The organism is Pseudarthrobacter woesei (genome assembly GCF_055412745.1).
This window is the reverse complement of the sequence record NZ_JBVAYU010000013.1, coordinates 1-25,924: the sequence shown is the minus strand read 5'-3', so window position 1 is coordinate 25,924 and position 25,924 is coordinate 1. Positions and strand designations below refer to the sequence as shown.

The 25,924-nt window shown below is 67.4% G+C and carries 27 protein-coding genes and 2 tRNA genes; 16 read left to right on the top strand and 13 right to left on the bottom strand.

Translation table 11 applies throughout. The annotated features are described in order from the left end of the window. Nucleotides 1–70: 70 nt before the first annotated feature. Complete coding sequence (pepN, locus tag ACZYZE_RS16000) at nt 71–2,626, top strand: aminopeptidase N (RefSeq protein ID WP_459317651.1); 2,556 nt, start codon at nt 71–73, stop codon at nt 2,624–2,626. A 113-nt stretch (nt 2,627–2,739) separates the two neighbouring features. Beyond that, complete coding sequence (locus ACZYZE_RS15995) at nt 2,740–3,228, top strand: OsmC family protein (protein WP_459317650.1); 489 nt, start codon at nt 2,740–2,742, stop codon at nt 3,226–3,228. A gap of 4 nt (nt 3,229–3,232) precedes the next feature. Here the strand turns inward: ACZYZE_RS15995 and ACZYZE_RS15990 are convergent, their stop codons facing one another. Further along, on the bottom strand, nt 3,233–4,234 hold the full coding sequence (locus ACZYZE_RS15990; protein WP_463908813.1) for an NAD-dependent epimerase/dehydratase family protein: 1,002 nt from the start codon (nt 4,232–4,234) through the stop codon (nt 3,233–3,235). 135 nt (nt 4,235–4,369) lie between these two features. Between ACZYZE_RS15990 and ACZYZE_RS15985 the strand changes: the two genes are divergently transcribed. Both ACZYZE_RS15985 and ACZYZE_RS15980 read left to right on the top strand, forming a co-directional pair. Further along, the gene (locus ACZYZE_RS15985) at nt 4,370–5,032 is read left to right on the top strand and encodes a mechanosensitive ion channel family protein (protein WP_459317648.1); all 663 of its coding nucleotides are present in this window, start codon (nt 4,370–4,372) and stop codon (nt 5,030–5,032) included. 4 nt (nt 5,033–5,036) lie between these two features. Beyond that, a complete protein-coding gene (locus tag ACZYZE_RS15980) occupies nt 5,037–5,495 on the top strand; it encodes a globin (RefSeq protein WP_463908810.1) in 459 nt (152 codons plus the stop codon). A gap of 52 nt (nt 5,496–5,547) precedes the next feature. Here the strand turns inward: ACZYZE_RS15980 and ACZYZE_RS15975 are convergent, their stop codons facing one another. Further along, a complete protein-coding gene (locus tag ACZYZE_RS15975; protein WP_463908808.1) occupies nt 5,548–6,207 on the bottom strand; it encodes a DUF8185 domain-containing protein in 660 nt (219 codons plus the stop codon). 63 nt (nt 6,208–6,270) lie between these two features. On the opposite strand from ACZYZE_RS15975, the gene tesB reads away from it, so the two are divergent. After that, complete coding sequence (gene tesB, locus ACZYZE_RS15970; RefSeq protein ID WP_459317645.1) at nt 6,271–7,251, top strand: acyl-CoA thioesterase II; 981 nt, start codon at nt 6,271–6,273, stop codon at nt 7,249–7,251. A gap of 92 nt (nt 7,252–7,343) precedes the next feature. On the opposite strand, the gene ettA is transcribed toward tesB, so the two are convergent. The 3 genes from ettA to ACZYZE_RS15955 all read right to left on the bottom strand — a co-directional run bounded on the left by ettA (nt 7,344) and on the right by ACZYZE_RS15955 (nt 10,093). Continuing rightward, nucleotides 7,344–9,026 (bottom strand): energy-dependent translational throttle protein EttA, encoded by a 1,683-nt coding sequence (gene ettA, locus ACZYZE_RS15965; protein ID WP_459317644.1) that lies wholly within the window; start codon nt 9,024–9,026, stop codon nt 7,344–7,346. A 10-nt stretch (nt 9,027–9,036) separates the two neighbouring features. Beyond that, a complete protein-coding gene (locus ACZYZE_RS15960; RefSeq protein ID WP_459317643.1) occupies nt 9,037–9,411 on the bottom strand; it encodes a DUF6993 domain-containing protein in 375 nt (124 codons plus the stop codon). A 130-nt stretch (nt 9,412–9,541) separates the two neighbouring features. Further along, the gene (locus tag ACZYZE_RS15955; RefSeq protein ID WP_459317642.1) at nt 9,542–10,093 is read right to left on the bottom strand and encodes a single-stranded DNA-binding protein; all 552 of its coding nucleotides are present in this window, start codon (nt 10,091–10,093) and stop codon (nt 9,542–9,544) included. Nucleotides 10,094–10,331: 238 nt separating this feature from the next. On the opposite strand from ACZYZE_RS15955, the gene ACZYZE_RS15950 reads away from it, so the two are divergent. Further along, nucleotides 10,332–10,407 (top strand) — tRNA-Arg (locus ACZYZE_RS15950). 80 nt (nt 10,408–10,487) lie between these two features. Here the strand turns inward: ACZYZE_RS15950 and ACZYZE_RS15945 are convergent. Further along, nucleotides 10,488–11,504, bottom strand: a complete 1,017-nt coding sequence (locus tag ACZYZE_RS15945; RefSeq protein WP_459317641.1) for a magnesium and cobalt transport protein CorA — start codon at nt 11,502–11,504, stop codon at nt 10,488–10,490. Between the two features lie 304 nt (nt 11,505–11,808). On the opposite strand from ACZYZE_RS15945, the gene ACZYZE_RS15940 reads away from it, so the two are divergent. Both ACZYZE_RS15940 and ACZYZE_RS15935 read left to right on the top strand, forming a co-directional pair. Beyond that, entirely contained in the window at nt 11,809–12,315 is a 507-nt protein-coding gene (locus ACZYZE_RS15940) for a LapA family protein (protein ID WP_459317640.1), read from the top strand. Between the two features lie 28 nt (nt 12,316–12,343). After that, a complete protein-coding gene (locus ACZYZE_RS15935; protein ID WP_463908804.1) occupies nt 12,344–12,967 on the top strand; it encodes a GNAT family N-acetyltransferase in 624 nt (207 codons plus the stop codon). A gap of 15 nt (nt 12,968–12,982) precedes the next feature. Here the strand turns inward: ACZYZE_RS15935 and map are convergent, their stop codons facing one another. Further along, nucleotides 12,983–13,750: a type I methionyl aminopeptidase gene (gene map, locus ACZYZE_RS15930; RefSeq protein ID WP_463908801.1), complete on the bottom strand. Its 768-nt coding sequence runs from the start codon at nt 13,748–13,750 to the stop codon at nt 12,983–12,985. A gap of 45 nt (nt 13,751–13,795) precedes the next feature. Here map and ACZYZE_RS15925 point away from each other — a divergent pair, with 45 nt between their 5' ends. Further along, entirely contained in the window at nt 13,796–14,476 is a 681-nt protein-coding gene (locus ACZYZE_RS15925; protein ID WP_463908794.1) for a DNA alkylation repair protein, read from the top strand. Here the strand turns inward: ACZYZE_RS15925 and mptB are convergent. Then, complete coding sequence (gene mptB / locus ACZYZE_RS15920; protein ID WP_459317636.1) at nt 14,469–16,034, bottom strand: polyprenol phosphomannose-dependent alpha 1,6 mannosyltransferase MptB; 1,566 nt, start codon at nt 16,032–16,034, stop codon at nt 14,469–14,471. The genes ACZYZE_RS15925 and mptB overlap by 8 nt on opposite strands. Before the next feature lie 156 nt (nt 16,035–16,190). Between mptB and orn the strand changes: the two genes are divergently transcribed. The 4 genes from orn (at nt 16,191) to def (ending at nt 18,974) form a co-directional block, all read left to right on the top strand. Beyond that, nucleotides 16,191–16,868 (top strand): oligoribonuclease, encoded by a 678-nt coding sequence (gene orn / locus ACZYZE_RS15915; protein WP_463908791.1) that lies wholly within the window; start codon nt 16,191–16,193, stop codon nt 16,866–16,868. Between the two features lie 132 nt (nt 16,869–17,000). After that, nucleotides 17,001–17,073: transfer RNA gene (locus ACZYZE_RS15910), tRNA-His, on the top strand. Between the two features lie 129 nt (nt 17,074–17,202). Continuing rightward, the gene (locus ACZYZE_RS15905) at nt 17,203–18,357 is read left to right on the top strand and encodes an acyl-CoA dehydrogenase family protein (RefSeq protein ID WP_463908789.1); all 1,155 of its coding nucleotides are present in this window, start codon (nt 17,203–17,205) and stop codon (nt 18,355–18,357) included. A 44-nt stretch (nt 18,358–18,401) separates the two neighbouring features. Further along, nucleotides 18,402–18,974: a peptide deformylase gene (gene def, locus ACZYZE_RS15900; RefSeq protein WP_459317634.1), complete on the top strand. Its 573-nt coding sequence runs from the start codon at nt 18,402–18,404 to the stop codon at nt 18,972–18,974. A 40-nt stretch (nt 18,975–19,014) separates the two neighbouring features. Here def and ACZYZE_RS15895 read toward each other — a convergent pair whose 3' ends face one another. Both ACZYZE_RS15895 and ppk2 read right to left on the bottom strand, forming a co-directional pair. Then, entirely contained in the window at nt 19,015–19,719 is a 705-nt protein-coding gene (locus ACZYZE_RS15895; RefSeq protein WP_463908786.1) for an alpha/beta fold hydrolase, read from the bottom strand. Between the two features lie 71 nt (nt 19,720–19,790). Then, nucleotides 19,791–20,672: a polyphosphate kinase 2 gene (ppk2, locus tag ACZYZE_RS15890; RefSeq protein WP_463908784.1), complete on the bottom strand. Its 882-nt coding sequence runs from the start codon at nt 20,670–20,672 to the stop codon at nt 19,791–19,793. A gap of 126 nt (nt 20,673–20,798) precedes the next feature. Here ppk2 and ACZYZE_RS15885 point away from each other — a divergent pair, with 126 nt between their 5' ends. After that, nucleotides 20,799–21,767 carry a 1-phosphofructokinase family hexose kinase gene (locus tag ACZYZE_RS15885; RefSeq protein ID WP_463908782.1) on the top strand — a complete coding sequence of 323 codons (969 nt, stop codon included), beginning with the start codon at nt 20,799–20,801 and terminating at the stop codon, nt 21,765–21,767. A gap of 9 nt (nt 21,768–21,776) precedes the next feature. Next, on the top strand, nt 21,777–21,974 hold the full coding sequence (locus ACZYZE_RS15880) for a hypothetical protein (RefSeq protein ID WP_463908781.1): 198 nt from the start codon (nt 21,777–21,779) through the stop codon (nt 21,972–21,974). A 135-nt stretch (nt 21,975–22,109) separates the two neighbouring features. Here the strand turns inward: ACZYZE_RS15880 and ACZYZE_RS15875 are convergent, their stop codons facing one another. The 3 genes from ACZYZE_RS15875 to ACZYZE_RS15865 form a co-directional block, all read right to left on the bottom strand. Beyond that, a complete protein-coding gene (locus ACZYZE_RS15875) occupies nt 22,110–22,931 on the bottom strand; it encodes an HNH endonuclease family protein (RefSeq protein WP_463908779.1) in 822 nt (273 codons plus the stop codon). A gap of 172 nt (nt 22,932–23,103) precedes the next feature. Beyond that, nucleotides 23,104–23,313 carry a hypothetical protein gene (locus ACZYZE_RS15870; protein WP_459317628.1) on the bottom strand — a complete coding sequence of 70 codons (210 nt, stop codon included), beginning with the start codon at nt 23,311–23,313 and terminating at the stop codon, nt 23,104–23,106. Nucleotides 23,314–23,412: 99 nt separating this feature from the next. Further along, nucleotides 23,413–24,903 (bottom strand): glyceraldehyde-3-phosphate dehydrogenase, encoded by a 1,491-nt coding sequence (locus tag ACZYZE_RS15865; protein ID WP_463908777.1) that lies wholly within the window; start codon nt 24,901–24,903, stop codon nt 23,413–23,415. 290 nt (nt 24,904–25,193) lie between these two features. Between ACZYZE_RS15865 and ACZYZE_RS15860 the strand changes: the two genes are divergently transcribed. Next, nucleotides 25,194–25,679 carry a hypothetical protein gene (locus ACZYZE_RS15860; protein WP_463908775.1) on the top strand — a complete coding sequence of 162 codons (486 nt, stop codon included), beginning with the start codon at nt 25,194–25,196 and terminating at the stop codon, nt 25,677–25,679. Nucleotides 25,680–25,924 lie beyond the last annotated feature (245 nt).

Here is a 25,924-nt window from a genome sequence, read left to right as displayed (position 1 = left end):
AGTGAAAGAATAGTTTCACAGTATCGAGTTCCCACCCCTACGCATCCCTGGAGGCCCCACTTTGCCCGGAATGAACCTGACGCGCGCCGAAGCACGCGAGCGCGCCGAACTGATCGCCGTCGACTCCTACGAAGTGGAGCTCGACCTGACCCGTGGGGAGAAAGTCTTCGGAACCACCACCGCCGTGAAGTTCACGGCCAAGCCGGGGTCCTCGACCTTCATCGACGCCGTCACGGACGCGGTGCACAGCGTGACCCTGAACGGTCTCGAACTGGATCCGGCGGAGGTCTCCGACGGCATCCGCATCCAGCTCCGGAACCTGGAAGCCGTGAACGATCTGCTGGTCGTCGCCGAGGCCCCGTACATGAACACCGGCGAGGGCCTGCACCGCTTCGTGGACCCGGTGGACCACGAGGTCTACCTCTACACCCAGTTCGAGGTTCCGGATTCCCGGCGGGTGTTCGCCGTGTTTGAACAGCCCGACCTCAAGGCCAGCTTCACCTTTACCGTCACCGCTCCCTCGCACTGGGATGTCATCTCCAACTCCCCCACCCCGGTGCCGGTCGAGACCATCCCCGGCACGGACGGCGGCGCCCGCTCCGTCTGGGAGTTCACCCCCACACCGCGGCTCTCCTCCTACGTCACCGCCCTGATCGCCGGGCCGTACCAGTCCGTCCGCAGCGAAGTCGTCTCCGCCGACGGCAAGGTCACCCCGCTGGGTGTCTTTGCCCGCAAGTCCCTCATGCAGTACCTCGATGCCGACAATATCTTCGAACTCACCCGCCAGGGCTTTGAGTTCTTCGAGGCGCAGTTCGGCTGCCCGTACCCGTTCGAGAAGTACGACCAGCTGTTCGTACCGGAGTTCAACGCCGGGGCCATGGAGAACGCCGGGGCCGTGACCATCCTGGAGGGCTACGTCTTCCGCAGCAAGGTCACGGACGCCCAGGTGGAGCGCCGTGCCATCACCGTGCTGCACGAGCTCGCCCACATGTGGTTCGGGGACCTCGTGACGATGCGCTGGTGGAACGACCTCTGGCTCAACGAGTCCTTCGCCGAGTACATGTCACACCTCGCCGCCGTCGAGAACACGAAGTTCGACCATGCCTGGACCACGTTCGCCTCGGTGGAGAAGTCCTGGGCCTACCGCCAGGACCAGCTCCCCACGACGCACCCGATCTTCGCCGAGATCAACGACCTGCAGGACGTCGAGGTGAACTTCGACGGCATCACCTACGCCAAGGGCGCCTCGGTGCTGCGCCAGCTCGTGGCCTGGGTGGGTCCGGAGGAGTTCATGGCCGGAGTCCGCGAGTACTTCCGCAAGCACGCCTGGCAGAACACCGAGCTCAGCGACCTGATGGCCGAACTGGAAAAGGCCAGCGGCCGCGACCTGGACCAGTGGGGCCGGCTCTGGCTGGAGACCGCCGGCGTCAACACGCTCAAGCCCGAGCTGTCCGTGGCCGGGGACGGCACCATTTCCGCCTTCGCGATCCTGCAGTCCGCCACCGGGGGCCAGCCCACCCTCCGCCCGCACCGGCTCGCCGTCGGCTTCTACAACCTCAACGGCGCCGGGAAGCTGGAGCGTGTGCACCGCGAGGAGCTCGACGTCGACGGCGGGCGCACCGATGTGCCGGCGCTGGCCGGCCTCGCCCGGCCGGACCTGATCCTGCTCAACGACGACGACCTCGCCTACGCCAAGGTCCGCCTCGACCCGACGTCCCTCGCCACCGCCACGGCGCACCTCAAGGACTTCAGCGAGAGCCTCCCCCGAACCCTCGTGTGGGGTTCGGCCTGGGACGCGGCACGCGACGGCGAAACCCCCGCCCGCGGCTACGTGGAACTGATCCTGGCCAACATTGCCGAGGAATCCGATTCCTCCGTGATCCTGGTGCAGCTGCGCCAGCTCGCCACCACGCTGAACTTCTACGTGGCGGGGGAGCATAAGGAAGCCACCGCCGTGGCTGCCGCCGACCGGCTCTGGGAGCTCGCCTCCGGCGTCCCGGCCGGTTCCGACGCGCAGCTGCAGTTCGTGAAGTCCTACGCCCTGCTGGCCCGCAGCGCCGGGCAGCTGGACACCGTCGCCGGACTGCTGGCGGGGAACCTAGCGCTTGAGGGCCTCACGGTGGACCAGGACCTCCGCTGGGAACTGATCGCGTCCCTGGTCGTCGGCGGCCGCGCCGGCCAGGAGCAGATCGATGCCGAGCTGGCCAAGGACAATACGGCCACCGGGCAGAACGCGGCTGCCCTCGCCACGGCGGCCATCCCCACCGCCGAGGCCAAGTCAACGGCCTGGCAGTCGATCGTGGTGACGGGCGAGCTGTCCAACGCCCTGCAGGGCTCGGCGGTGAACGGCTTCACCCGGGTGCTGGACACGGCCCTGCTGGAGCCCTATGCGGAGAAGTACTTCGAGGCCGTCCCTGGCATCGTCAAGGAGCGGACGCACGCGCTGGCGCAGCAAATCGTCGTTGGGCTCTACCCGGCGCAGCGGACCACGCAGTCCACCGTTGACCGGACCGATGAGTTCCTCGCCTCGCTGCCGGAGGAAAGCGCGGCGCTGCGGCGGATGATGCTGGAAAACCGCGACGGCGTGGCCCGCGCCCTGCGCGCCCGCCAGGCCGACGTCGGCTAGGCCGGCCGCAAGCGGAGTCCCATCCATCTGACTCGCAGCAGGGGCCGTTTTGGAGGCCCAGAACGGCCCCTGATGCGGGTCAGTTGGGAGGAGAGGTGACTTAGGCTGGAGCCATGAGCCTCGACGAGCACCGCTATGCGCTGACAGTCCGCTGGACCGGGAACCTGGGCGCGGGGACGGCGTCGTACCGCGGCTATTCGCGGGACCACGACGTCGAGATCCCGGGATTGCCAGTCCTGCAGGGCTCCGCGGACCCGACCTTCCACGGCGACCGGAACCGCTGCAACCCGGAACAGCTGCTCCTGGCCGCGCTGTCACAGTGCCACATGCTCTCCTTCCTGCACGTCGCGGTGAAGCACGGCGTGGTGGTGACGGCCTACGAGGACCGTGCCGAGGCCCTGATGCGGACTAACCGGGACGGCAGCGGCCAGTTCGAGTCGGCCACGCTCCGTCCCCGGGTTACGGTGGCAGCCCCGGCGGCGGCGGCGGAACTCATGGAACAGCTGCACACCGAGGCGAACCAGGTCTGCTTCATCGCCCGCAGCGTCAACTTCCCCGTCCTGCACACGCCCACCACGGTGGTGGAGCACCCGCTGGGCTGAGCGGCTAGCCGAACTCGGCCCTGTACCCGGCCAGGATCTTCCGTTCCGTCTCCGGGCTCATCCCGGCCCTGCGTTTCCTGCCGAGTCCGCGGCGGCGCTCATCCGCCAGGGTGTCCCGCAGCGTGTCCATCCAGGGGCGGGTCCGCAGCCCGGCGGCCAGGGCTGCCGCGTTGCTGCGGGCGGCGAAGCCCTCGTGGCCAGGCGGCAGCCAGAGCGGCAGCGAGTCCGGGCCGGCCCAGTAGTTTGCCCCGTGCGCGGCCAGCCAGCCCTCGGGGGCGGCCACGACGTCGGCTCCGCCGTCGGCGAGCTGCCGGGCCTCTTCGAGATAGGCGGCAAAAGGCACCGGCTCACCGACGGCGTTCAACGCCCCGGTGATCCCGTTTTCGGCCGCGGCGAGGACCCAGGCGGCGAGGTCCCGGACGTCGATGACCTGGGTGGCGTCCGTCGGGATGTCCGGGACGAGGACGGGCTCCGTGTCCCGGGCGAAGCGCGCCGGCCAGTAGCCGTAGCGGTCCGAGCCGTCCCCGGGGCCCCCGATGAGTCCGGCACGGCAGAGGTGGGCCCTGTCCCCGGCCAGCTCCCCGGTCCACCGTTCGATCGCAGACTTGGCCGCGCCGTAGTTCCCGGCGCTGGGTTCCGTGCCGGCCGCGAGCGGCTCCAGGACGGCGGCGTCCTCCGCCGCTCCGGCGACGGAATGGTCCGCGTACACGGAGCAGCTCGAGACGAAGGTCCAGTGCCCGGTTTCACCGCCCAGCGCCTTGAGGGCCTCCCGCGCCTGTCCGGGGTCGCGGGCGACGTCGACGACGGCGTCCCAGCCGCCGGCCGCGGCGGCTCCCGCATAGGCAGCCGGGCCGTGCGAGCGGTCCGCCTGCAGCCAGGCGGCGCCGTCCGGCGGTGGGGACACGGTCCCCCGTGCCAGGCAGGTGACGTCGTGCCCGGCGGCGAGTGCCTGCCGGGCAATTTCTGCTGACAGGAAGGCCGTGCCGCCCAGAACCAGAATGCGCATGAGGCCACGCTACGGCGCTAGTGTTGAAGGAGAACAGAGTGTTATGCGGCCGGCGAACGCCGGCCGCATAACCGGACGCCCCGCCGAACGCTGCCGGCCGGCAGCAGTGCGCAGCAGCAAGGAGTACTTCCGCCGATGTACAGCATGACCACGACCGGACCGATCACCCCGCCGGATATTTCGGCCATCAACGTGCCCGGAGTCCTCATCAGCATGGGGGTCGGCATCGCCGTTTGGCTGGTGGCGTCCTTTGTGATCGCCGGAATCACCAAGCGCGTCGCCGCCGGAACCACTTTCTTCAAGAAGCCGCACTTCCGCTGGGTGGCGCCCGCGCTGCGGGCCCTCGATCACGAACGCCGGGTCCAGCGGGCCAACACCATCGGCGCGCTGCTCAACAGCGTGGTCGGGGTCCTGGTCGCCGTCCTCACCATCATGTATGTGCTGAGCAACTTGAACGTGAACATTGCCCCGCTGCTGACCAGCGTAGGAATCCTCGGTATCGCCATCGGCTTTGGCGCCCAGCAGCTGATCCGCGACTTCCTGGCCGGCATCTTCATCACCATCGAGGACCAGTACGGCATCGGCGACATCATCGAGACCTCCGAGGTGGTGGGCACTGTGGAGTCCATGAACCTGCGGATCACCCGGGTCCGGGCCGAGGACGGCACCATCTGGTACCTGCGCAACGGCGAAATCCTGCGTGTGGGCAACCGCTCCCAGGGCACCTATGTCCCTCCCTCGGCCGAACCGGCGGACGCCGAGGACGCCGATGCGCCCCAGCAGAAGGCCGGAGAATAAGGCAATGACGATTCCCAGCGCCGGCGAACCCCGGCAGCCCCGGCAGCTGCTGCAGAACGATCCGTTCAACCAGCCCGGCTACACGGACAACTTCTACGACGCCGTGGGCGGCCACGGGACGTTCGTGAGGCTCGTCGATGTGTTCTACGACGGTGTCGCGGCGGATCCGCTGCTGCGGCCGATGTATCCGGAAGAGGACCTCGGCCCCGCGAAGCGGCGTTTCCTGATGTTCCTGGAGCAGTATTGGGGCGGCCCGACGACGTACGGCGAGGAACGCGGGCACCCGCGGCTGCGGATGCGCCACCAGCCGTTCCGGGTCACTCCGGAGGCCAAGGAGCGCTGGCTGCACCATATGCGCACCGCGGTGGATGCCCTGGAGCTCGCCCCGCTGTACGAGGGGACCCTGTGGGACTACATGGAGCGGGCCGCCCTTTCCATGGTGAACAGCCCCTCCGGAGCCTGAGCGGACCCTGTCAGGTCGGCTGCGGCCCGGCCCGGACGCCGCTCCGCTCCGCTCAGATGCCGGAGCCTGAGCGGGCCAGGACATGCCCTCGGGCTCCGCTGAGGCGGAACCAGCGCCCGGCCCGGTAGAGCTGCTGTTCGCCGTCGGCGAGGAAGCCCAAGGTGAGGGCAGCGAAGGCGGCGCCCAGCGGAAGTCCTTCGGCGCCGGGCAGTTCCCTGCCCCAGACGGTGGCGCGGGCGTTGTTGACGATCAGGGCCCCGGGCTTGTCCGGCATGATCGCGGCGACCTCGGTGATGCCGGCCTCGGCGGCCAGCCGCAGCGCGGAATCCTGCAGCCCCCCCACGAGCGCCCAGCCGGTCCGGGGTGCGCCCACCCCGGCCCAGGATTCGGTGACGGTCACCGGCGGCAGCGGCAGTTCGACGTCGTTCTCCCCGGCCCGCGCCAGCCTGTCCAGCACCGCGGAGATCGGGACGGTCACGTCAGCGTCTGCAGGCTGGGCCAGTGCCATGGTCCGCAGCCCGAGGATGGTCGGGGTGGACTCCCCCAGCAGCCGGGGCCGCAGCACACACACGTAGGCGGCGAGCACCGCACCGGACGCCTGGAGCCGGATGGCGCCGTCGTCGATGGATTTGGCGCGGGTGGCGAAGGTGCGCAGATCGGCGAGATCGCGGGGATCAGTAAATTGCAGGGGCTGGGTTAGGACGTCAGACACAATATCGACTCTACCGGCTGTGCCGCTTTGGGGCGGTGCCGGGGGGACGTCTAGAGTCGAACCATGACTGAAGCCGACGCCGGATTGCAGGGTCCGCCCACGCAGGACCCCACCTCCTCGCTCCTCCAACTCCTGAACCTCGGTGAACTCGAGGGTGCCCGGACGGATGAGGACATCTTCATGGGGCCCTCGCAGCAGCAGCCCCGGCACCGGGTCTTCGGCGGCCAGGTGCTGGCACAGTCGCTGATCGCGGGCAGCCGCACCGTGCCGGACGGCCGCGGCGTCCACTCGATGCATGGCTACTTTTTGCGCCCCGGGGACGCCAACAAGCCCATCACCTTCGGCGTCCAGCGGCTCCGGGACGGCCGGTCCTTTTCCGCGCGGCGGGTCCACGCCTATCAGGAGGGCATGCCCATCCTGTCGATGATTGCGTCCTTCCAGGAGGAGGACGAGGGCATTGAGCACCAGTCCGAGATGCCCGCCGGCATCCCCGGGCCGGAGTCGCTGCCCAGCACCGCGGACTTGCTCGGGAAGTTCGACCACCCGGTGGCACGGCACTGGGCCTATGAGCGGCCCTTCGACATCCGGCACGTCGACCCAGCCCTGTACGTCTCGGCCAAGGGCCAGAAGGAACCGCGCAACGCCGTCTGGATGAAGACCTTCGGGCCGATGCCGGACGATCCGGAACTGCACCGCGCCGCCCTGGCCTATGCCAGCGACTACACAATTCTGGAGTCCATCCTCCGCAAGCACGGGATGAGTTGGATTACGCCGGGCATGTCCGTGGCGAGCCTGGACCACGCGATGTGGTGGCACCGGCCGCTCCGGGTGGACGAATGGCTGCTCTACATGCAGGAGTCCCCCAGCGCCCAGGGCGCCCGCGGCCTGGCCACCGGCAAGATCTTCAGCCGCGACGGCCGGCTCGTGGCAACGGTGGCGCAGGAAGGCATGATCCGGGTTCCGAATGACCTCAAGAGCAAGGTCAGGGGCGCAGTCCAGTCCAAGGTGTTGCAGCACCAGATGCGCAAGGCAGAACGCGGCTGACACGCCTGCCGCCTTGACCGACAAAAAGGCCGGCTCCCCAGCGGGGGAGCCGGCCTTTTTGATGGCGGCATGGCCTTTGCGGCCGCGCGGTACTAGTCGCGGGTGAGGCGGCGGTGGGTGACACGGTGCGGCTTTGCCGCGTCCGGGCCCAGACGCTCAACCTTGTTTTCCTCGTAGGATTCGAAGTTGCCCTCGAACCAGTACCACTTGGAGGGGTTCTCCTCGTCGCCTTCGTAGGCCAGGATGTGGGTGGACACCCGGTCCAGGAACCACCGGTCGTGCGAGACCACGACGGCGCAGCCCGGGAATTCGAGCAGGGCGTTTTCAAGGCTGCTGAGCGTCTCGACGTCGAGGTCGTTAGTCGGCTCATCGAGGAGCAGCAGGTTGCCACCCTGCTTCAGGGTCAGGGCGAGGTTCAGGCGGTTGCGCTCACCGCCGGAGAGCACCCCGGCCTTCTTCTGCTGGTCCGGGCCTTTGAAGCCGAAGGCGGCGACGTAGGCGCGGGACGGCATTTCGACGTGTCCGACCTGGATGTAGTCGAGTCCGTCGGAGACGACCTCCCACAGGGTCTTGTTCGGGTCAATACCGCCGCGGCCCTGGTCGGCGTAGGAGATCTTGACCGAATCGCCGATCTTCAGTTCGCCGCCGTCGAGGGGCTCGAGCCCGACGATGGTCTTGAACAGGGTGGTCTTGCCGACACCGTTGGGGCCGATGACGCCCACGATGCCGTTGCGCGGCAGCGTGAACGACAGTCCGTCGATCAGGGTGCGGTCCTCGAAGCCCTTCTGGAGGTTCTTCGCCTCCAGCACCAGGCCACCCAGGCGCGGTCCCGGCGGGATCTGGATCTCTTCGAAGTCGAGTTTGCGGGTGCGGTCCGCTTCGGCAGCCATTTCCTCGTACCGGGCCAGGCGGGCCTTGGACTTGGTCTGGCGGCCCTTGGCGTTGGAGCGGACCCAATCGAGTTCTTCGGTGAGGCGCTTGGCCTGCTTGGCGTCCTTCTTGCCCTGGACTTCCAGGCGGGCGCGCTTCTTCTCGAGGTACGTGGAGTAGTTGCCCTCATACGGGTACAGGTGGCCGCGGTCCACTTCGGCGATCCACTCGGCCACATGGTCGAGGAAATACCGGTCGTGGGTCACGGCGAGCACGGCGCCGGGGTAGGCGGAGAGGTGCTGCTCGAGCCAGAGCACGCTCTCGGCGTCGAGGTGGTTGGTGGGTTCGTCAAGGAGCAGCAGGTCCGGCTTCTGGAGCAGGAGCTTGCAGAGTGCGACGCGGCGGCGCTCACCACCGGAGAGGAGCGTGACGTCGGCATCGGCCGGCGGGCAGCGGAGGGCGTCCATGGCCTGCTCGAGCTGGGAATCGAGATCCCAGGCATCGGCGGCGTCGATCGCTTCCTGCAGCTGGCCCATTTCCTCAAGGAGGACATCGTAGTCAGCGTCGGGGCTGGCCATTTCCTCGGAGATTTCGTTGAAGCGCTGGATCTTGCCGATGATCTCTCCGACGCCTTCCTGGACATTGCCCAGGACGGTCTTGTCCTCATTCAGCGGCGGCTCCTGCAGCAGGATGCCGACCGTGTAGCCGGGGCTGAGCCGGGCCTCGCCGTTTGAGGGTGTGTCCAGTCCGGCCATGATCTTGAGAATGGTGGACTTGCCGGCACCATTCGGTCCGACAACACCAATCTTGGCCCCCGGGAAGAAGGACATACTCACGTCGTCGAGGATAAGTTTTTCGCCAACGGCCTTACGGGCCTTGGTCATTGTGTAGATAAATTCCGCCATGCCTACAAATCTAGTGGCTCAACCGGGATAACTCACATTCAGTGGGTCCCCGTTGTGCCCACGAGGCACCGGCCGTCCGCCGGCACCGAAGGATGACGGCACGGACGCTGCCAGTGCGCACCTGGGCAACGATGCAGTTCCTGCCCGCCTTGACCGCGACTTCATCGGCGTCGGTGTCCAGGCCCGTGGGCGTCCGGCTCGCGGTGGCTTCCACTGCGTCAGCGGAGAAACCGCTGAACCCGGGATGGGGCTTCCGCTTCCTGCGACGGTAGGCGCCGAGCAGGCGGCCGTTGACGCAAGCACGGTCAGAATAACTGCGAAGGATCCCACCTGCCGGTGGCACAGGCGGCGTCGCACGGGCCCGGAAGCCGGCTGTGCTGTCCATCCGTTGCTTGTCCAGGCCCGCATCACGCACCAATACTGTCACGGGGCCCGGCCGCCAGGAGGCCTCGCGGCCGCAGCCCTGACGTCCGGGCGCCCCACCCGGGCGAGCACCGCAGAACAACCGGATCTGGTCAGGCAGCGACTCCTTTCAGCTCCCCCGTCTCCTCATCGAGCTCCTCCAAATCGCCGTTGGCGTCTTCGACGAATACCGGGGCGGAAGAATCGCCGTCGTTGCCTTCACCCCCGGGGGCCTGCGGGTCGCCCTGGCTGCTGTCCGACCCGGAGGTAGCGGCCGCGGGCAGTCCCCCGCTGCCTGAAGTGCCGGCGCCGGCCGTGCGGGTGAAGTTGGCGGAACCCCACATGAGGTCGTGGCCGACGGACTCCGCGTCGATTTCGGCCACGTGATAGATCCGGCCGTCCTTTTCCCAGCTCCGCATCTTCAGCCGTCCGACGACGATGACGCGCTGGCCCTTCTTGATGCTGCACCCGATGTTTCCCGCCAGCTGCCGGTAGCCCTGGACCGTGAACCAGTTGGTGTTCCCGTCAATCCACGTACTCGAGGCTTTGTCATATCGTCGCTCCGTTGACCCCAGGCGGAAGGACGCAGTCCCCACGCCGCCGGGCGTCGTCGAACTCTTGATCTCCGAGGCAACAAAGCCACGGACCGTGATGTTGTCACTCATTCTCATGTCCCGTCTCGAAATGTCATGCCCTAGCAGGCAGTTCCAGCTTCATACCGGGTACAGCCGACGGCGAGAGGCGCGATGCGGTATGTGGAAAACCCGGGCCGGAGGCGGGTGTTGAGGGGCAGACGAAGCCATCCGTCCTGCGGCACACCGGCGCCCTGACCGCAGGTGCACGCAACGCACGGTAAACTTTTTGAGGCGTCCCCCGGCAGCGGCCGGACGGCGCGCCGACAGTGCCCCAGTAGCTCAGGGGATAGAGCAGCGGCCTTCTAATCCGCCGGTCGGGGGTTCGATTCCCTCCTGGGGCACCAGAACGTGGCTCTGGCCTGCCGGAACCTTCCGCAGGCCAGGGCCGCGGTTCCGCGCGGAATTGGCGTTGTGTACCGGCCGGTCAGATCCACTTGTTGTGCTTAAAGGTCCAAAAGAGCACCAGGCCCATGCCCGCCATCAGCCCCAGGGCCATGGGGTAGCCGAACACCCAATCGAGTTCGGGCATAGTGCGGAAATTCATTCCGTAGATGGTGCCGATCAGCGTTGGGGCAAACAGGATGGCCGCCCACGAGGAGATCCGCTTGACCTGCTCGTTCTGGGCGTAGCTGGACTCCGTCAACAACCGCATTTCGTCGTTCTGCCGCTGCGCCACCAGCGCCGCGTTGACCGCCAGCGCATTCTGCAGCAGGGCCCGGAATGCCGTGATCCGTTCACTCAGCCGCAAAACGTGGTCCAGCACATCCCGGAAGTGGTCCTGCAGTTCCGGGCCGGGATGATGGTCCGGCGACTCAACCATCAAAGACTGTAGAATCGCGGTCAGCGGCGCCGTCGCACGCTGGAACATGATGACCTGCCGCGAGAGCTCGTAGATCCGTCGGGACACGCCCGGGTCCGCCGCGAAGAGCTCGTCCTCGATTTCGTCGACGTCGTTCTCCAGCCCCGCGGCGACCGGCTCGTACTCGTCGACGACCTGATCGAGGATGGCGTAGAGCACAGCATCCGGGCCCAGCGCCAGAAACTCAGGCTCGGCTTCCATCCGCCGGCGCACCCGCGCCAGATCCGGCGATTCGGCACGGCGGACGGTGACAACAAAATCCGCGCCGGCGAAGACGTGGATCTCGCCGAACTCAACCTCCTCAAGATCGTCCAGATAGCGGGCCGGCCGCAGCACCAGGAAGAGCGTTTCGCCGTAGTGTTCCAGCTTGGCCCGCTGGTGACCGGCGAGCGCGTCTTCCACGGCCAGATGATTCAGATCGAATTCCCCTGCTACCGAACGCAGCTCCTCAGCGTCCGGCCGGTAGAGGCCGATCCACGCCATGCCTTGGCGCTGCCGCAGGACGAAGTACGTCTCATCCAGGCTATCCGGATCCGCGGTCCGGCGGCCGTCCACGTACACGGCGTTGTCAACGATGGTCACGGCCGCGCCTCCTCCGACAGGCATCCCTGGCTGCGACGTTATACCGTCGCATCGCAGGTGCCAACAGCCATATACGTCGGCGCGCCCTGCGACGGTCCGGGGCCAGGACCATCGAGGGGAGTTGCTGCGGCGGATGGCCGTCAGCCGGCATGGTTCAAGGACAGTGAAGGGAACCACGTCGGGCTGCAGCGCGCCGCCCGCCCGCCGGCCTCTATCTGCCGTCGGGACGCCTAGGATTAAGCGGATACAGCAGGCTGCCCGGGAATGCCGGTTCGCTCTGCCACAACAGAAAGGTATGGCCGCCATGACCCAGACCCCCAGCGGATTCGAACCCACAGACCCGGCGGTTGCCCGGCAATCCGGAACCACTGATGCCGTGTCCGGACATGCCGCGGATGCCGCCACCGCCCCGGCTCCGGCGGGCGGCGCCGGCGTGGCCCGCAGGGGTGCCGAGGTGCTCCCCGGGACGGAACCGGCGGCCGTAAACGTGCCGGGCCCCGCCACAGTCACGCCGGAGCAGGACGTGACCCCCGGCCCGGAGCCACGCCAGGTCACCCGCGCGGGAATGGTCTGGGCCGCCGTGGCCAGCGCGCTCGTGGTCCTGATTCTGCTCATCGCCTTCATCCTGCAGAACCAGGATTACGTCCAGGTGAAGTTTTTTGGCCTGCAGGGTGCGGTCCCGCTCGGCATCGCCCTCCTCATCGCGGCCGTGGGCGGAGGGGTACTCGTCGCCATTGCCGGCGCCGCCCGCATCATCCAGCTCCGGCTCGCCGCCCGCCGCCAGCGGGTCCGGGCCACCGGACGACGCTGATCCGGCTGCTTTCCCGGAGACCTGAAGCATGGCTGGGCGGACAAACGGTTCCGCTGGAACCATCACTGCCGCCGCGGCGCAGTGGCCCGACGTCGAACGCCTCTTCGGCGTCCGCGGCGAGCCCGCGCGCTGCTGGTGCAGGTTCTTCGCTCTGACCGGCTCCGAGTGGTCGGGTACCGGCCCGGACGCACGGAAGGGCCAGCTGCGGGCAAAGTTCGACGGCGGCTCCCCTGCTCCCGGCGTGATCGCCTTCCGCGACGGCCAGGCCGTGGGCTGGTGCGCGGTGGAACCCCGCCCGTGCTACCCCAGGATCCTGCGCTCGAAGGTCGTGACGTCGGCAGGCCCGGCAGCAGCCGGGCCCGGGGGAACCCGTGTGTGGTCCGTCAGCTGCTTCGTGGTTGCCCCCGGCCAGCGGCGGCAGGGCGTCGCCCGGGCACTGCTCAGCGCCGCCGTCAAGCATGCCTTCAGCCACGGTGCCGCGGTGGTGGAGGGCTATCCCGTGGATCCTGCCCGACGGCCCAAGGCCGGTCCGGCCGACCTCTACCACGGCACGCTGGGACTGTTCCTGGGCGCCGGGATTGACCTCGTCAGCGACGCCGTACCGGGGCGGGCCGTCGTCCGGCTGGCAGCCCCGCCTACCTCCGCGGAGTAAGCCCTCCGGCGGGCCCTACGGCAGCGTCAGAATGACCGGGCCGTCCGCCGTGATGGCCACGGTGTGCTCGCTGTGGGCCGCGCGGCGGCCGTTGGCCGAGCGGAGGGTCCATTCGTCATCGTCGTGGAAGTAGTCGTCCTTGCCGCCCAGGATCAGCATGGGCTCGATCGCGATGACCAGGCCCTCTGTCAGCTTGACGCCGCGGCCGGGCCGGCCATCGTTGGGAACGTCCGGCTCGGCGTGCATGGTCTTGCCGATCCCGTGGCCGCCGTGGTCCGCCAGCAGGCCGTAGCCGGCGCGGCGTGATTCCCCGCCGATTGCGTAGCCCAGGTCCCCCATCTTGTTCCCTATCCGGGCGGCCTCAATGCCGCGGGCCAGGGCAGCCTCGGTGGCGTCGATCAGGGCCTGGTCCACCGGGTCCGGGGTTCCCACGATGACGCTGATGGCCGCGTCGCCGCACCAGCCCTCGAGGAAGGCGCCGCAGTCCACGCTGAGCAGGTCGCCGTCCCGGAGCCGGTAGTCGTTGGGGATGCCGTGCACCACGGCATCGTTCACGCTTGTGCAGATCACACCCGGGAACGGCACGGAAGCCCAGCGCGGCTTGTAGTTCAGGAAGGCCGGCGTCGCCCCGGCGGCAGCAATGGTTGCCGCGGCCAGCTCGTCCAGTTCCTTCAGCGAGACCCCGACGGCGGCGGACTCCCTGACCTTCGCCAGCGTGTTCGCCACCACCCGCCCGGCCTCGCGCATCAGGGCAACTTCGGCTGGGCTTTTGATCATCGACATGACGTCAACTCTAGGGCCAGCCGGGGCCGAGGCTAAAGTTGCCTCATGGCCAACGCCGAACTGATTGCCGCGATCCGCGCCCGGATGGCTGCCGCCGCCGATCCCGTCCGGGCCGCCGGCGCCCAGGCCTCCCTAAAGTCGGCAATGCCCTCGCTGGGAGTCCGGGTGCCGGAGGTCCGCCGGATCGTCAAGGCCGCCGCCGCCGAGCTGCCGCCCGTCTCCCTGAACGAGCTGACGGCGACCGTGCTGGAACTCTGGCGCGGCGCCGCGTGGCGGGAGGAACGGTATGCGGCCATCGACCTCACCGGGCACCGGCTGGCCGCCGGCGAGCTCGGCATGCTCCCGCTGTACGAGGAAATCATCCGCAGCGGCGCGTGGTGGGATCTCGTGGACGGCGTTTCCCACCGGCTCTGCGCCCTGCTGCAGGCGCACCCGGAGGATATGGCCCCGGTGCTCCGCCGCTGGAGCACCGATGCGGACTTCTGGATCCGGAGGGCCGCCATCACGGCGCAGCTGGGCGCGAAATCGGCCACGGACCCCGCCCTGCTGGCGGCCGTCATCGAGCCGAATCTCGCCGACCCGGAGTTCTTCATCCGCAAGGCGATCGGCTGGGCATTGCGTGACTACTCCGCCACGGATCCGGACTGGGTCCGGGCCTTCGTCCAGCGGCACGGCGCGAACCTCAGCCCGCTCTCCCGCAAGGAAGCGCTCCGGAAGATCAGATAACCGGCCGTGAGGTGACCGGTTCCTCCGACTTGCTGAACAGCAGCTTGGTCTTCGGGTCAAGGAAGATCAGGTACAGGGCAAAGAGCAGGGCGATGATCGCGGCAGCGTTGCGGGCCAGCGCCAGGGCCAGTCCCAGGTCAGCGGTCTGCAGGTAAGGGAAGACTTCCAGCTGGTCCGAGATGGCATAGACCATAAAGAAGGACACGATGAAGTAGAGCGCCTTGACCTGCCAGTCATCCCGGATGCCGGTGACGGCAAAGAGCGGAATGAGCCAGACGACGTACCAGGACTGGATCATCGGGGCCAGGACCACGACCGCGGCGAACGCCAGCGTGAGGCGGCGCATCAGGCGATCGTAGTCGCCGCGGAAGATCTGCCAGGCGACGATCCCGATCGCAAGCAGCTTGCCGGCGTCGTACACCCACTTGGCCATCCCCCAGCCGTCGAGCCCGAAGGCGTTAAAGATGGAGGCGATCACGAGGCCGAGCAGGCCGATCGGGGCGTACCAGATCCAGATGCTGCCCGGCGCGGACAGCCCATTGATCCAGCCGAAGCCGAAGCCGTTGACCAGGCTCATGGCGTACAGGAGGGCCAGGCTGATTCCCGCGGTGAGCCCCCAGAAGAGGAACTTCCGCGGCCAGCTGGCATTCTTTCCTGCCCAGAGCAGGCCAATGAAAGGCAGGAAGACGATGGTGATGGGCTTGACCGAGATGGACAGCGTCACAAGCACGATGCCGAGGATGACGCGCCGGGTCGCGCAGTAGTACAGCCCGGCCAGAGCCAGTCCGATCATCAGGGCGTCATTGTGGACGCTGGCAATGAAGTTGGTGAGGAAGAGCGGGTTGGCGGCGGTCAGCCACAAGGCGCGGTGCGGGTTGACGCCGTGCAGTTCGGCGAGCCTGGGCACGTAGATCACGCACAGCACGATGCCCAGGAGCGCGGCGAGCCGGAACAGCATGATGCTCGCCTCGGGGTGCACATTGGTGGACCAGACGACGAGTTGTTCGATCCAGAGGAAGAGCTGCCCGTACGGGACGGGGGCCTCCGTCCACATCTTGTCGGCGCCGAGCTGGAAGTAGTTGGAGAGCGCCGAGATACCGTTTTCGTAAGGGTTGAAGCCCTCCACCATCAGCCGGCCCTGCCCGATGTAGGCGTAGACGTCCCGGCTGAACAGGGGAACGGAGAACATCAGCGGAAGGCCCCAAAGGACCACGGCCTGAAGCGTTGCCTTGCGGGCTTCCGCTCCCCAGACACGCACGCGCTGGCCGAGCCGCAGCCACGAGCGGACCAGCAGCATCCCGCCGACGGCCAACAGCAGGATGCACAGCCCGACACCCAGCGATTCGGTGCGCATCCAGATGAACAGCGGCACCCGGCGGAGCTCTGAGGCCGGCGCAAGCCAGCCGACGCCGAGCGAACCGATCGCCATGAACACGGATCCGATGAACCCCGCCAGGAGCGGGGAACGGGCGTTGTCCACGTCGGCAACAGTTGCCGTTGGGGCGGTCCGGGACGGACCGGCGGCCGTTTTCCCCGCCACAGGCACAGGCGCCGTCATCTCAGGATCGTCCAATCTGTTGTGGGCTCGTTTCCGCCCTCAGCCAACCGCTGGAACCGGCACGGGCGCGCCGCGATGACGAAAAAATTCGATGGCCGCGTTCCCGAAATCGTAGCACCGGACGGCCCGGCGGCAACGAAACGATAGGCTGGGCGCGTGCCTATATCTAATGAACGCATCGTCTGGATCGACTGCGAAATGACCGGCCTGGACACCACAAACGACGCCCTCATCGAGGTGGCCGCCCTGGTGACGGACTCGGAGCTCAATATCCTCGGTGACGGCGTCGACGTCGTGATCAAACCCGATGACGCCGCACTGGCGCAGATGGGCGACTTCGTCCGCGACATGCACACCCGCTCCGGGCTGCTGGCGGAGCTCCCCCATGGCAAGACCATGGCGGAGGCCCAGGCCGTCGTCCTGGACTACATCAAGAAATGGGTGCCGGATCCCAGGAAGGCCCCGCTGGGCGGCAACTCGGTGGGAACCGACCGCGTCTTTTTGGTCCGCGACATGCCGGAACTCGTGGAACACCTGCACTACCGGGTCATTGATGTGAGCACCATCAAGGAGCTCTCCCGCCGCTGGTACGCCCGGGCCTATTTCCAGTCCCCCGCCAAGCTCGGCGGCCACCGGGCGCTCGGCGACATCCAGGACTCCATCGACGAGTTGCGCTACTACCGCGAGGCCGTCTTTGTCCCCGCGCCGGGGCCGGACAGCGCCACCGCTCAGCGGATCGCCAGGAAGGTCATGGGCAAGGCAGGGGAAGCGGACTCTTCCGAGGCCTCTTCCCATGCCCGTTCCACGACGCTGACAGAGCAGCTCCCGGAGTAATCTGCGCCACGTTTGACGGAATTTTTCGGCGAAAATCCGAAAAGTGGCAAAACCAGCCCCGAACAGCAGGTAAGCTGTTTGTCGTTGCCTTTTCAGCCAGCCGGTTCACCGGTTGGCATGGCGGGGCACATGGTGGGCGTAGCTCAGTTGGCAGAGCGCCTGGTTGTGGTCCAGGAGGTCGCGGGTTCAACCCCCGTCGCTCACCCTCATGAAGGACGGCAGTAATTGTTCGACCTTAGACGAAGGCCGTACCGGATATCCGGTGCGGCCTTTGTTGTCTGTGCAGGTCTCTGGCAGTTGCCCGTCCATGTAACCGTCACCGGAAGGAACCGCAATGAAGCGCACGCTTTTTGAAGAAGACCACGAGATGTTCCGGGAGATGGCCACCGAGTTCAATGCGCGCGCGGTTGCCCCGCACTACGCCCAGTGGGACAAGGACCGTATGATGTCCCGGGAGCTGTGGACGGCGGCCGGCGAGCAGGGTCTGCTAGGCCTCGCGGTCCCGGAAGAGTTCGGCGGCCTGGGCATGAACGACTACCGTTTCCGCGCCATACTGGACGAGGAATTCGCCAAGAGCAACCACCTCGCCGTGGGCCTGGCCTTCCACCTGCACGACGACATGGTCCTCCCCCACCTGCTGGCGTACGGCTCCGAGGACCTCAAGGCCCGCTGGCTGCCCGGCATGGTGTCCGGCGAAAAGGTCACCTCGATCGCCTGGACCGAACCCGGGGCGGGCTCGGACCTGCGCGGCATCCGGACCAAGGCTGTGCGGGACGGCGACGACTGGCTGATCAGCGGCCAGAAGACCTTCATCGGCAACGGCATCACCGGCGACGCCTCCCTGGTCCTGGCCCGGACCGACGGCAGCGCCGGCCGCGGCAGCCACGACTCCTTCTCCCTGTTCATGGTGGGTAAGGGCGAGGGCTACAACACCGGCAAACAGCTGGACAAGATGGGCCTGAAGGCATCGGATACCGCGGAGCTGTTCTTCGACGACGTCCGGGTGCCGCACGCCGATCTGGTAGGCGGGGAAGGCAAGGGGCTGCAGTATGCGGCCGAACAGCTTCCGCAGGGGCGGCTGGCGATCGCCGTGGCGAGCTCCGCCGTCGTCCGGGCCATCTACGAGGCGACCGTCCGCTACACGAAGGAGCGCAACGCCTTCGGCGAACGGATCATCGACTTCCAGAACAGCCGCTTTGAACTCGCCGATATCCTCACCGAGGTCGAGGTCACCGAGACGTATGTGGACCGGGCCATCCTGGCGTTCAACGCCGGGGAGCTCGACGCCGCGTCCGCCGCCCGCGCGAAGCTGTGGGCCTCCGAGCGCGCCAAGTCCGTCACGGACCGCTGCCTGCAGCTGCACGGCGGTTACGGCTACATCCTGGAATACCCGGTGGCGCAGGCTTTCCTGGCTGCCCGGCTGCTGACCATCTTCGGCGGCACCAACGAAATCATGCGAGACGTCGTCGGCCGCACCATCGCCGGCTGAACGTCCGCAACCATCCAGCAAGCACCAAAGGAGCTTTTCCTGACATGACCGTCCTGCCCATCACGATCTGGGGCGAGCCCGTGCTGCACCGCCGGGCCGCGGAAGTCGAAGCCTTCGACGACGAACTCCGGAGCCTGATCGCCGACATGTTCGAGACCAACGACGCCGCCAACGGCGTCGGTCTGGCTGCACCCCAGGTCGGGGTGGGCAAACGGCTTTTCATCTACCGGTATGAGAACGACGACGGCGCCCCGCCGTCCGGCGTCGTCGTCAACCCGGTGCTGACACTGTCCAAGATTCCCGGCGCGCTGCCGGATCCGGATGAGGACGAGGAAGGCTGCCTGTCCTTTCCGGGCGGGCAGTATCCGCTCAAGCGCGCCGAATGGGCGCGGGTTCAGGGCTTCGACGGCGACGGCCATCCGGTGGACTTCGAGGCGACGGGCTGGTTCGCGAGGGTGATCCAGCACGAATTCGATCACCTCGACGGCAAACTTTATGTCAACCGGCTGATGGACCGCTACTCCCGCAAGGCCATGAAGCAGGCCAAGAAGAGCGGCTGGGGCGTGCCCGGGCTCACCTGGATGCCGGGCGTGGATCCGGACCCGTTCGGGCACTAGGCGTCCCGCCCCGCCGAGGGGCTCGACGTCGTGCCCCGACTCAGGATGCGCGGCCGACGGCGTCGCGGATGGCTGCGCCGAGTTCGGCCGGTCTGGTGAACTGGGGCCAGTGCCCGGTGGGCAAGTCCACATATTCGACGTCGCGGACCCGCGCGAGCTCCGCGACAAACGGGTGGCCTGCCTCGATCATCTGGATCAGCATGGAGGACGGGAATTCGCAGGCGATAACGGTAGCCGGAACCGTATAGCGCCGCTCATCGTGGAGGCGCTGCTGGTCCTGGGCCACGCCCCGCGGCTGCGGGATCGCACGGGCCCGGAACATGGCCCGCAACTCATCGTCCAGGTCGGCGAGGTCTGCGTCCTCGAACAGTTCCCATGGCGGCAGCGGCACCTCGTCGCCGTCGTCCGGCAGTTCGTCATTAATGACACCGCCTTCGCCAAGCGGACCGCTGTCCACATAGATGGCGCGGACCACCCGGTCAGGGCGGGCATCAACGGCGCCGTGAATGATGGCTCCTCCGCCGGAATGGCCAACAAGGACCACCGGTGCCGCGAAGGAGTCGATCTTCGCCACGACGGCGTCAATGTGGGTGCGCAGGCCAATGCCGGCCCTCGGCGCATCGGCCGCTTCCAGCCCGGGCAGGGTGAGCGGGTGCACACGGTGTCCCGCCGCGACGAGCGGAGGCGTCACCTCCGACCATGACGAGGCGTCCAACCAGAATCCGGGAACCAGGATGATGTCCATGCCGGTACCCTACCTGTCCTGGCCGGCCGGCGGCACCCGGCCGGCGGAGATTCACCGGCCGCGCGCCGGGACTAGTCCAGTTCCGGCCGTTCGAGCCCCGCCGCATGGTCCGGGACATAGCGGAAGAGCTCCCGAGGCGGGCGGATGTAGTTGATGGCCTTGGGCCGCTCCGGAAGTGTCACCGGCTCCGTCCGCACTTCGGTGTAGTCGACATTGGAAAGCAGGTGGGCGATCAGGTTGATCCGGGCCCGGCGCTTATCCTCCGCTTCCACCACGTACCAGGGTGATTCTGCGGTGTCCGTCTGCATGAACATTTCATCCTTGGCCCGCGAGTAATCTTCCCAGCGCAGGATCGCTTCCCGGTCCATCGGCGAGAGCTTCCACTGCCGCATCGGGTCATCCAGGCGGGACTTGAAACGGCGCTCCTGCTCCGCATGACTGATCGAGAACCAGTATTTGAACAGCAGGATGCCGTCCTGGATGAGCAGGCGTTCAAAGACCGGGCACTGTGCCATGAAGCGCTTGTGTTCCGCGGGCGTGCAGAAGCCCATAACGTGTTCGACGCCGGCCCGGTTGTACCAGGAGCGGTCCATCAGGACGATTTCCCCGGCCGCGGGAAGATGCTCCACGTAGCGCTGGAAGTACCATTCGCCCCGCTGCCTTTCCGTGGGCGACGGCAGCGCCACGATCCGGGCAAACCGGGGGTTCAGGTACTCCGTGACCCGCCTGATGGCACTCCCTTTGCCGGCAGCGTCGCGTCCTTCGAAGATCACCAGCACCCGCGCTCCCGTGCTGCGGACCCATTCCTGCAGCGCAACCAGCTCAGCCTGGAGACGGAACAACTCCGTCTCATAAAGGCTTAGCTCAAGCCGCGGCGGCCGCTTCGCCGCGCGTTTGGGACTTCCCTTCGGGCTGGCATTTCCCTTGCCTGAGCCGACGCTGCGATGTGCCATAGTTCCCGTTCCAGTCCGTCCCCGCAGGGCGAAATTCGCTGCCGGGCCCAATTCTTGCCCAGCAGATGCCTGCCCACAAGGGGACACCGTCGTCCGATGGCCACATCAGTCTCCTATGCTGGGCCCATGGAAGCCTCAACATCGCCGGCGATGCAGCCCATCCTCACTCTCACCGTGAACCCTGCCCTGGACATCAGCACGTCCACCGAGACGGTCATCAGCGGTCACAAGCTGCGCTGCAGCACCAGCCGCCTCGATCCGGGGGGCGGCGGGGTGAACGTGGCCCGCGTGGTGCAGCGGCTCGGAGGCCGGACCGTGGCGGTCTACACCGCGGGCGGACCCACCGGGGAGGCCTACCGGCGGCTGATAGAAGCCGAACGTATCCCCACCCTCGTGGTCCCGATCCAGGGGAGCACCCGCGAGGACTTCACTGTCGATGAGACGGCGACGGGCCAGCAGTTCCGGTTCGTGCTCCAGGGCCCGGAGCTGAGTGAGCCCGAGTGGCGTTTGTGCCTGGCACTGGTGGCGGATTCGATCCCCGTGGGCGGCTATGTCGTTGCCAGCGGCAGTCTTCCGCCGGGGGTTCCCGAGGACTTCTACGCGCAGGTGGCCCGGTTGGCGCGGCTGCAGGACGCCCGCTGCATCGTGGACGCCTCCGGTCCGGCGCTGTCCGAGGCCCTCGCGGAGGGGGTCTTCCTGGTCAAACCGAGCCGCCGGGAACTGGGTCTGCATGTCGGGGCGACACTCGAAAGTGCCGAAGCCCAGGTCGAAGCGGCCGCTGCCCTGGTCGCTGACGGCTCCTCGGAACACGTCGCCCTGACCCTCGGTGGCGAAGGAGCCGTACTCGCCTCCAAGTCCGGGATTCTCCGTCTGGCGGTGCCGAAGGTGCAGGTGCGAAGCACCGTCGGAGCAGGCGACAGCTTCCTGGCCGCCTTTGTTCTCCGGCTGGCGCAGGGACGCACGCTCGAGACGGCGTTCCGGGCGGCCGTCGCCGCGGGCAGCGCGACGGTGACCACTCCTGCCACGGAATTGTGCCACCGGGCGGACGTGGAGCGTCTGGAAGACGAACTCGCCGCCCAGCCGTTCCAGGTGTAGTCACCCGCCATGAAGCGGAAACTGGCAGGCCTGGCAATCGGGCTGCAGCTCGCCGTGGGCGCCAGAGCCAGAGTGACCGTCCGGGCGCTCGCGTCCGATGGGAATCTCCTGGCCGAACGGACGCTCGAACTGGGCTGGACCCGGGTGGGCGGCAGCGAGGCCTGCGGCGGCCCGGCAACGGCGGGCCCAATCAACCTCACCGTCTAGCGGCCCACCGCTCCCGCCCGACCCCGTCAGCGGTGGGACGCTTGGCCGGTGCAGAACGGTCCGAGGGGTAGACCATGAGGGGGATGACCGCGCCCGCGCCGGCGCGGGTTCGCGGTCAAGGGCCCCAACAACCGCTCACGGTGACGGCGGTTGACCGGTGATGTGTGGAACTATTGTCAGCTGCCCCGGGCAGGACCCGAGGATCCGCTTCATCGCATCCTTTTCCGCCGGCGTCACCCACAGCAGGTAGGCCGCCTTGACCGAGATCTGGCGGGCGACGTAGTGGCAGCGGAAAGCCTTGTTCGGCGGCAGCCAGGTGGCGGCGTCGGACGCGCTTTTGTCCTGATTGGCCGGGCCGTCAGCGGCGATGAGGTTCAGCGGATCGTTGGCGAGGTGCTCGCGCTGCTCCACGGTCAGTTGTTGGGCGCCCTTTTGCCAGGCGTCGCCGAGCGCCACCACGTGGTCGATCTGCACGGCCTTGCTGCTCTCGGATCCTCGGCGGAAGGCGATTAGGTGGCCGGTGTAGGGTTCCTGGAACGTTCCGGCAACTACCCGGCAGCGGGAGCCTTCGCTGAATTCTGCGTCGGCGAGGTCGCGGCGGAGGATGTCGTTGCGGGTGTCGCAGCCGTTGCGGTCCACATCCAGCCAGGCCTGGCCGAAGGCGGCCCTGTCATAGTTGCCCTGTGCTGCGCGGCCTTTGACGGGGAGGGAATCCAGCACGGCAGCAGCGGTCCCCGGCGGAACCGGGCGGGGCGCGGGCAGGGCCTTCATCCAGCCCGGCGCCAGCACGGGAGCCTCCCGGGGGCCGGTTGACCGCGGCTCCGCGGCGGCGAATTGGCCTGCCGTGAAAAGCCAGACCAGTCCTCCGGCCACGGCAAGGGCAGCGACGGCCAGCAGGGCCCACGCCTGGTGGGAGCGGCGCCGGGCCCGGCGGAAATCCGCCCAGGTCACGGTCATGGCGGTCCTGGGATTATGGCTGGCGGGACTTCATGGCGGACCGGATCTGGTGGCCGGCGTGGACGTTTTTCCTGCACCACAAAAGCCTAAGCCAGAGCTACGACGCCGGAGCCTTTGTCCACAGTGTGGAGGACAGGTGGCAGGCGACCGCACCGATGCTGCCGCGCCGGTGCTACTGCTCCTTGGTCACCCGCCGGAGATCCTCGTCGGCCAGGGCCATCAACGCTTCGAGCTGCTGGAGCCGTGCGTCGTCAACCTCGCCTACTGCGCGCTTGGCGCGTGCATCGTCGAGCAGCCGCTTGGCTTCCTTGACGTTCCGCCGCGCGATGTCCAGCGCGTGTTCCAGAGTGGTTTCGTGCTCCACAGCCGAGTTCTGTTCCATTGCACCATTGTGCTGCCCTTTCCCGGCCGATTCCAGTGGATCGGCCGGGAACGATCGAATACGTCCCCGGCCTGGAGACGTATGGTCACGCTTGCGCTGTCAGACCTCGACGGGCAGACCGGCGGCCTCGAGGATCGAGGCGGCGTCCTTGGCGGGGAAGGACGGCGGGTTCACGCCGGCCATTTCCTCCATGACGCGGACCACCTGGCAGCTGTAGCCGAACTCGTTGTCGTACCAGACGTACAGGACGAGGTTCTTGTCGTTGGAGATCGTGGCCAGGCCGTCGACGATGCCTGCGCGCCGTGAGCCGACGAAGTCGGTGGAGACCACCTCGGGCGAATCGATGTAGTCGACCTGCTTGCGCAGTTCCGAGTGCAGCGACATCTCCCGCAGGTAGTCGTTGACCTCGTCCTTCGTGGTGCCGTTTTCCAGGCTCAGGTTCAGGATGGCCAGGGAGACGTCCGGGGTGGGGACGCGGATGGAGCTGCCCGTCAGTTTGCCGAGGAGCTCAGGCAGTGCCTTCGCCACGGCTTTGGCGGCGCCCGTCTCGGTGATGACCATGTTCAGCGCCGCCGAGCGTCCGCGGCGGTCGCCCTTGTGGAAGTTGTCGATCAGGTTCTGGTCATTGGTGAAGGAGTGGACCGTCTCCACGTGGCCGTGCACCACCCCGTAGCGGTCGTTGATTGCCTTCAGGACCGGGGTGATGGCGTTGGTGGTGCAGGAAGCAGCGGACACGATCTGGTCCGAGTCGGTGATCGTGCCGTGGTTGATGCCGTGCACGATGTTCTTCAGCTCCCCCTTGCCCGGGGCGGTGAGCAGGACCCGGGAGGCGCCCTTGCTCTGCAGGTGCTGGGCGAGACCCTCGGCGTCGCGCCAGCGTCCCGTGTTGTCGACGATGAGGGCATCGTGGATGCCGTAGGCGGTGTAGTCGACCGTGGCGGGGTTGTCCGAGTAGACGACCTGGATCTGGACGCCGTTGGCGGTGATCGTGTCGTTCTCGTGGTCCACCTTGATGGTGCCCTCGAAGGAGCCGTGGACGGAGTCGCGGCGCAGCAGGCTGGCACGCTTGGTGAGGTCGTTGTCCGAACCGCGGCGCACCACGATGGCGCGCAGGCGCAGGCCGTGGCCGCCGCCGGCCTTTTCGATCAGGAGGCGGGCCAGGAGCCGGCCGATGCGGCCGAAACCGTAGAGGACGACGTCGGTGCTGGTGCGGTTGTCGCCGCCACGCTTGCCGACCACCTCGGCGAGTTCATCGCGGAGGAATTCATCGAGGCTGGCGCCGTTGCCCTCGACGCGGTACTTCTCGGTGAGGCGGGCGATGTCGATGGCTGCCGCGCCGAGGTCCAGCTTGGTCAGGGCGTCCAGCAGCGGGGCGGTCTCTTCGAGCCGGAGCTCTTCCTTGCTCATCCGGCGGGCGAAACGGTGCGCCTTCAGGATGCTCATGGTGGACTTGTTGATCAGGCTGCGCCCGTGGATGGACGTCACCACGTTGTTATCGCGGTACAGCCGGCCGATCACCGGGATCATGGCCTCAGCGAGCGCCTCACGGCCCATCCACGTATCAAGACAAGAATCTGATGTCTGGCTCACAGAACTACCTTCCTAAAATCCACCACATACGTCCGCGTATATGGAAGTCGGCCGCCGGAGCGTGTCCGGAACCTGGGCGCCGGCGGGGATTCGGTCCACCCCGGGCGCCTGCATGGAATGCAAAGAAAAAGCCACCGGCTGCGAACGCAGACCCGGCGGCAGAACTTCTACGTTCACCATCCATTCTAGGGGCGGCACGACGGCGGCCGGTGCCGCGTTACGCGTGAATTGACTCACACGGACCGAGGGGCACCTGAATCATCCGGGCCAACGCGCCGTAGGGTGGAGCAATGTCCACCCTGTTCGTCCCGGCCCTTGCCGGCGTTGCACTTGCCCTCCTGGTGCTCCGTCTGACCGTTCCCGGTCTCCCCCTAACGAGGTTCGCACGCAGGCTGGCGCCACTGGACCTGGCGGCGACGGTGGCCGGTACGCTGGGACTGATTCTGCACTGCACCTCGATGTTCTTTCCCCAGGCTGTGGCCGCGATAGCGGGCACGGAGGGCGTTATCGACCAGATCAACTCCATGGGAACGGCCAGCAAGATCTGGTACGCGGTACCTGCCCTGCTGCTTCTCGCGGGACTGCGTCGGCAGCACCGGGCGGCTCTGGCGCTCTTGGCCGCTTCGCTGCTGGCGGTTGGCATCACCATGTATAACGGCAGCGCACTGTCCGTCCACGTGGTCACCATCTTCGCCGCGGGCGTGATGCTTGCCGCAACCGTCTTCCTCCTGGCCACCCCGCCCTGGCAGAAGGAGCACGCCGCAGCACGCCGCTAAAGCGGCTGGCGGCAACTCAGTTGTCGGCGGCAAAGTACGACGCCGCGGGCGGAGCGGTGAAGGTCCGGCGCCGGCCACGGAAAGCTGCCACAGAAGGTACCGCGGGCCCGCCAGGGGCGGGACCGCGGCACTTCCCGCCGGTGCAGACCATGCATCCGGCAGGTTTCCTGGCGGGTGTTACTTGGTGTTGACGGTGATTTTGGCGATGCCGACGAGCATGTCGGCCTTCACGGCGTCGGTCTTGA

Coding starts and splice junctions, on each gene's coding strand:
- map (WP_463908801.1), bottom strand. CDS start 13,750: ATGTCGATGATCAAAAGCCCAGCCGAAGTTGCCCTGATGCGCGAGGCC.
- ACZYZE_RS15995 (WP_459317650.1), top strand. CDS start 2,740: ATGAGCCTCGACGAGCACCGCTATGCGCTGACAGTCCGCTGGACCGGG.
- ACZYZE_RS15935 (WP_463908804.1), top strand. CDS start 12,344: ATGGCTGGGCGGACAAACGGTTCCGCTGGAACCATCACTGCCGCCGCG.
- ACZYZE_RS15960 (WP_459317643.1), bottom strand. CDS start 9,411: ATGGACAGCACAGCCGGCTTCCGGGCCCGTGCGACGCCGCCTGTGCCA.
- mptB (WP_459317636.1), bottom strand. CDS start 16,034: ATGACGGCGCCTGTGCCTGTGGCGGGGAAAACGGCCGCCGGTCCGTCC.
- ACZYZE_RS15955 (WP_459317642.1), bottom strand. CDS start 10,093: ATGAGTGACAACATCACGGTCCGTGGCTTTGTTGCCTCGGAGATCAAG.
- ACZYZE_RS15985 (WP_459317648.1), top strand. CDS start 4,370: ATGTACAGCATGACCACGACCGGACCGATCACCCCGCCGGATATTTCG.
- ACZYZE_RS15990 (WP_463908813.1), bottom strand. CDS start 4,234: ATGCGCATTCTGGTTCTGGGCGGCACGGCCTTCCTGTCAGCAGAAATT.
- def (WP_459317634.1), top strand. CDS start 18,402: ATGACCGTCCTGCCCATCACGATCTGGGGCGAGCCCGTGCTGCACCGC.
- ACZYZE_RS15870 (WP_459317628.1), bottom strand. CDS start 23,313: ATGGAACAGAACTCGGCTGTGGAGCACGAAACCACTCTGGAACACGCG.
- tesB (WP_459317645.1), top strand. CDS start 6,271: ATGACTGAAGCCGACGCCGGATTGCAGGGTCCGCCCACGCAGGACCCC.
- ACZYZE_RS15880 (WP_463908781.1), top strand. CDS start 21,777: ATGAAGCGGAAACTGGCAGGCCTGGCAATCGGGCTGCAGCTCGCCGTG.
- ppk2 (WP_463908784.1), bottom strand. CDS start 20,672: ATGGCACATCGCAGCGTCGGCTCAGGCAAGGGAAATGCCAGCCCGAAG.
- ACZYZE_RS15980 (WP_463908810.1), top strand. CDS start 5,037: ATGACGATTCCCAGCGCCGGCGAACCCCGGCAGCCCCGGCAGCTGCTG.
- ettA (WP_459317644.1), bottom strand. CDS start 9,026: ATGGCGGAATTTATCTACACAATGACCAAGGCCCGTAAGGCCGTTGGC.
- pepN (WP_459317651.1), top strand. CDS start 71: ATGAACCTGACGCGCGCCGAAGCACGCGAGCGCGCCGAACTGATCGCC.
- ACZYZE_RS15885 (WP_463908782.1), top strand. CDS start 20,799: ATGGAAGCCTCAACATCGCCGGCGATGCAGCCCATCCTCACTCTCACC.
- ACZYZE_RS15905 (WP_463908789.1), top strand. CDS start 17,203: ATGAAGCGCACGCTTTTTGAAGAAGACCACGAGATGTTCCGGGAGATG.
- ACZYZE_RS15895 (WP_463908786.1), bottom strand. CDS start 19,719: ATGGACATCATCCTGGTTCCCGGATTCTGGTTGGACGCCTCGTCATGG.
- ACZYZE_RS15875 (WP_463908779.1), bottom strand. CDS start 22,931: ATGACCGTGACCTGGGCGGATTTCCGCCGGGCCCGGCGCCGCTCCCAC.
- ACZYZE_RS15860 (WP_463908775.1), top strand. CDS start 25,194: ATGTCCACCCTGTTCGTCCCGGCCCTTGCCGGCGTTGCACTTGCCCTC.
- ACZYZE_RS15925 (WP_463908794.1), top strand. CDS start 13,796: ATGGCCAACGCCGAACTGATTGCCGCGATCCGCGCCCGGATGGCTGCC.
- ACZYZE_RS15940 (WP_459317640.1), top strand. CDS start 11,809: ATGACCCAGACCCCCAGCGGATTCGAACCCACAGACCCGGCGGTTGCC.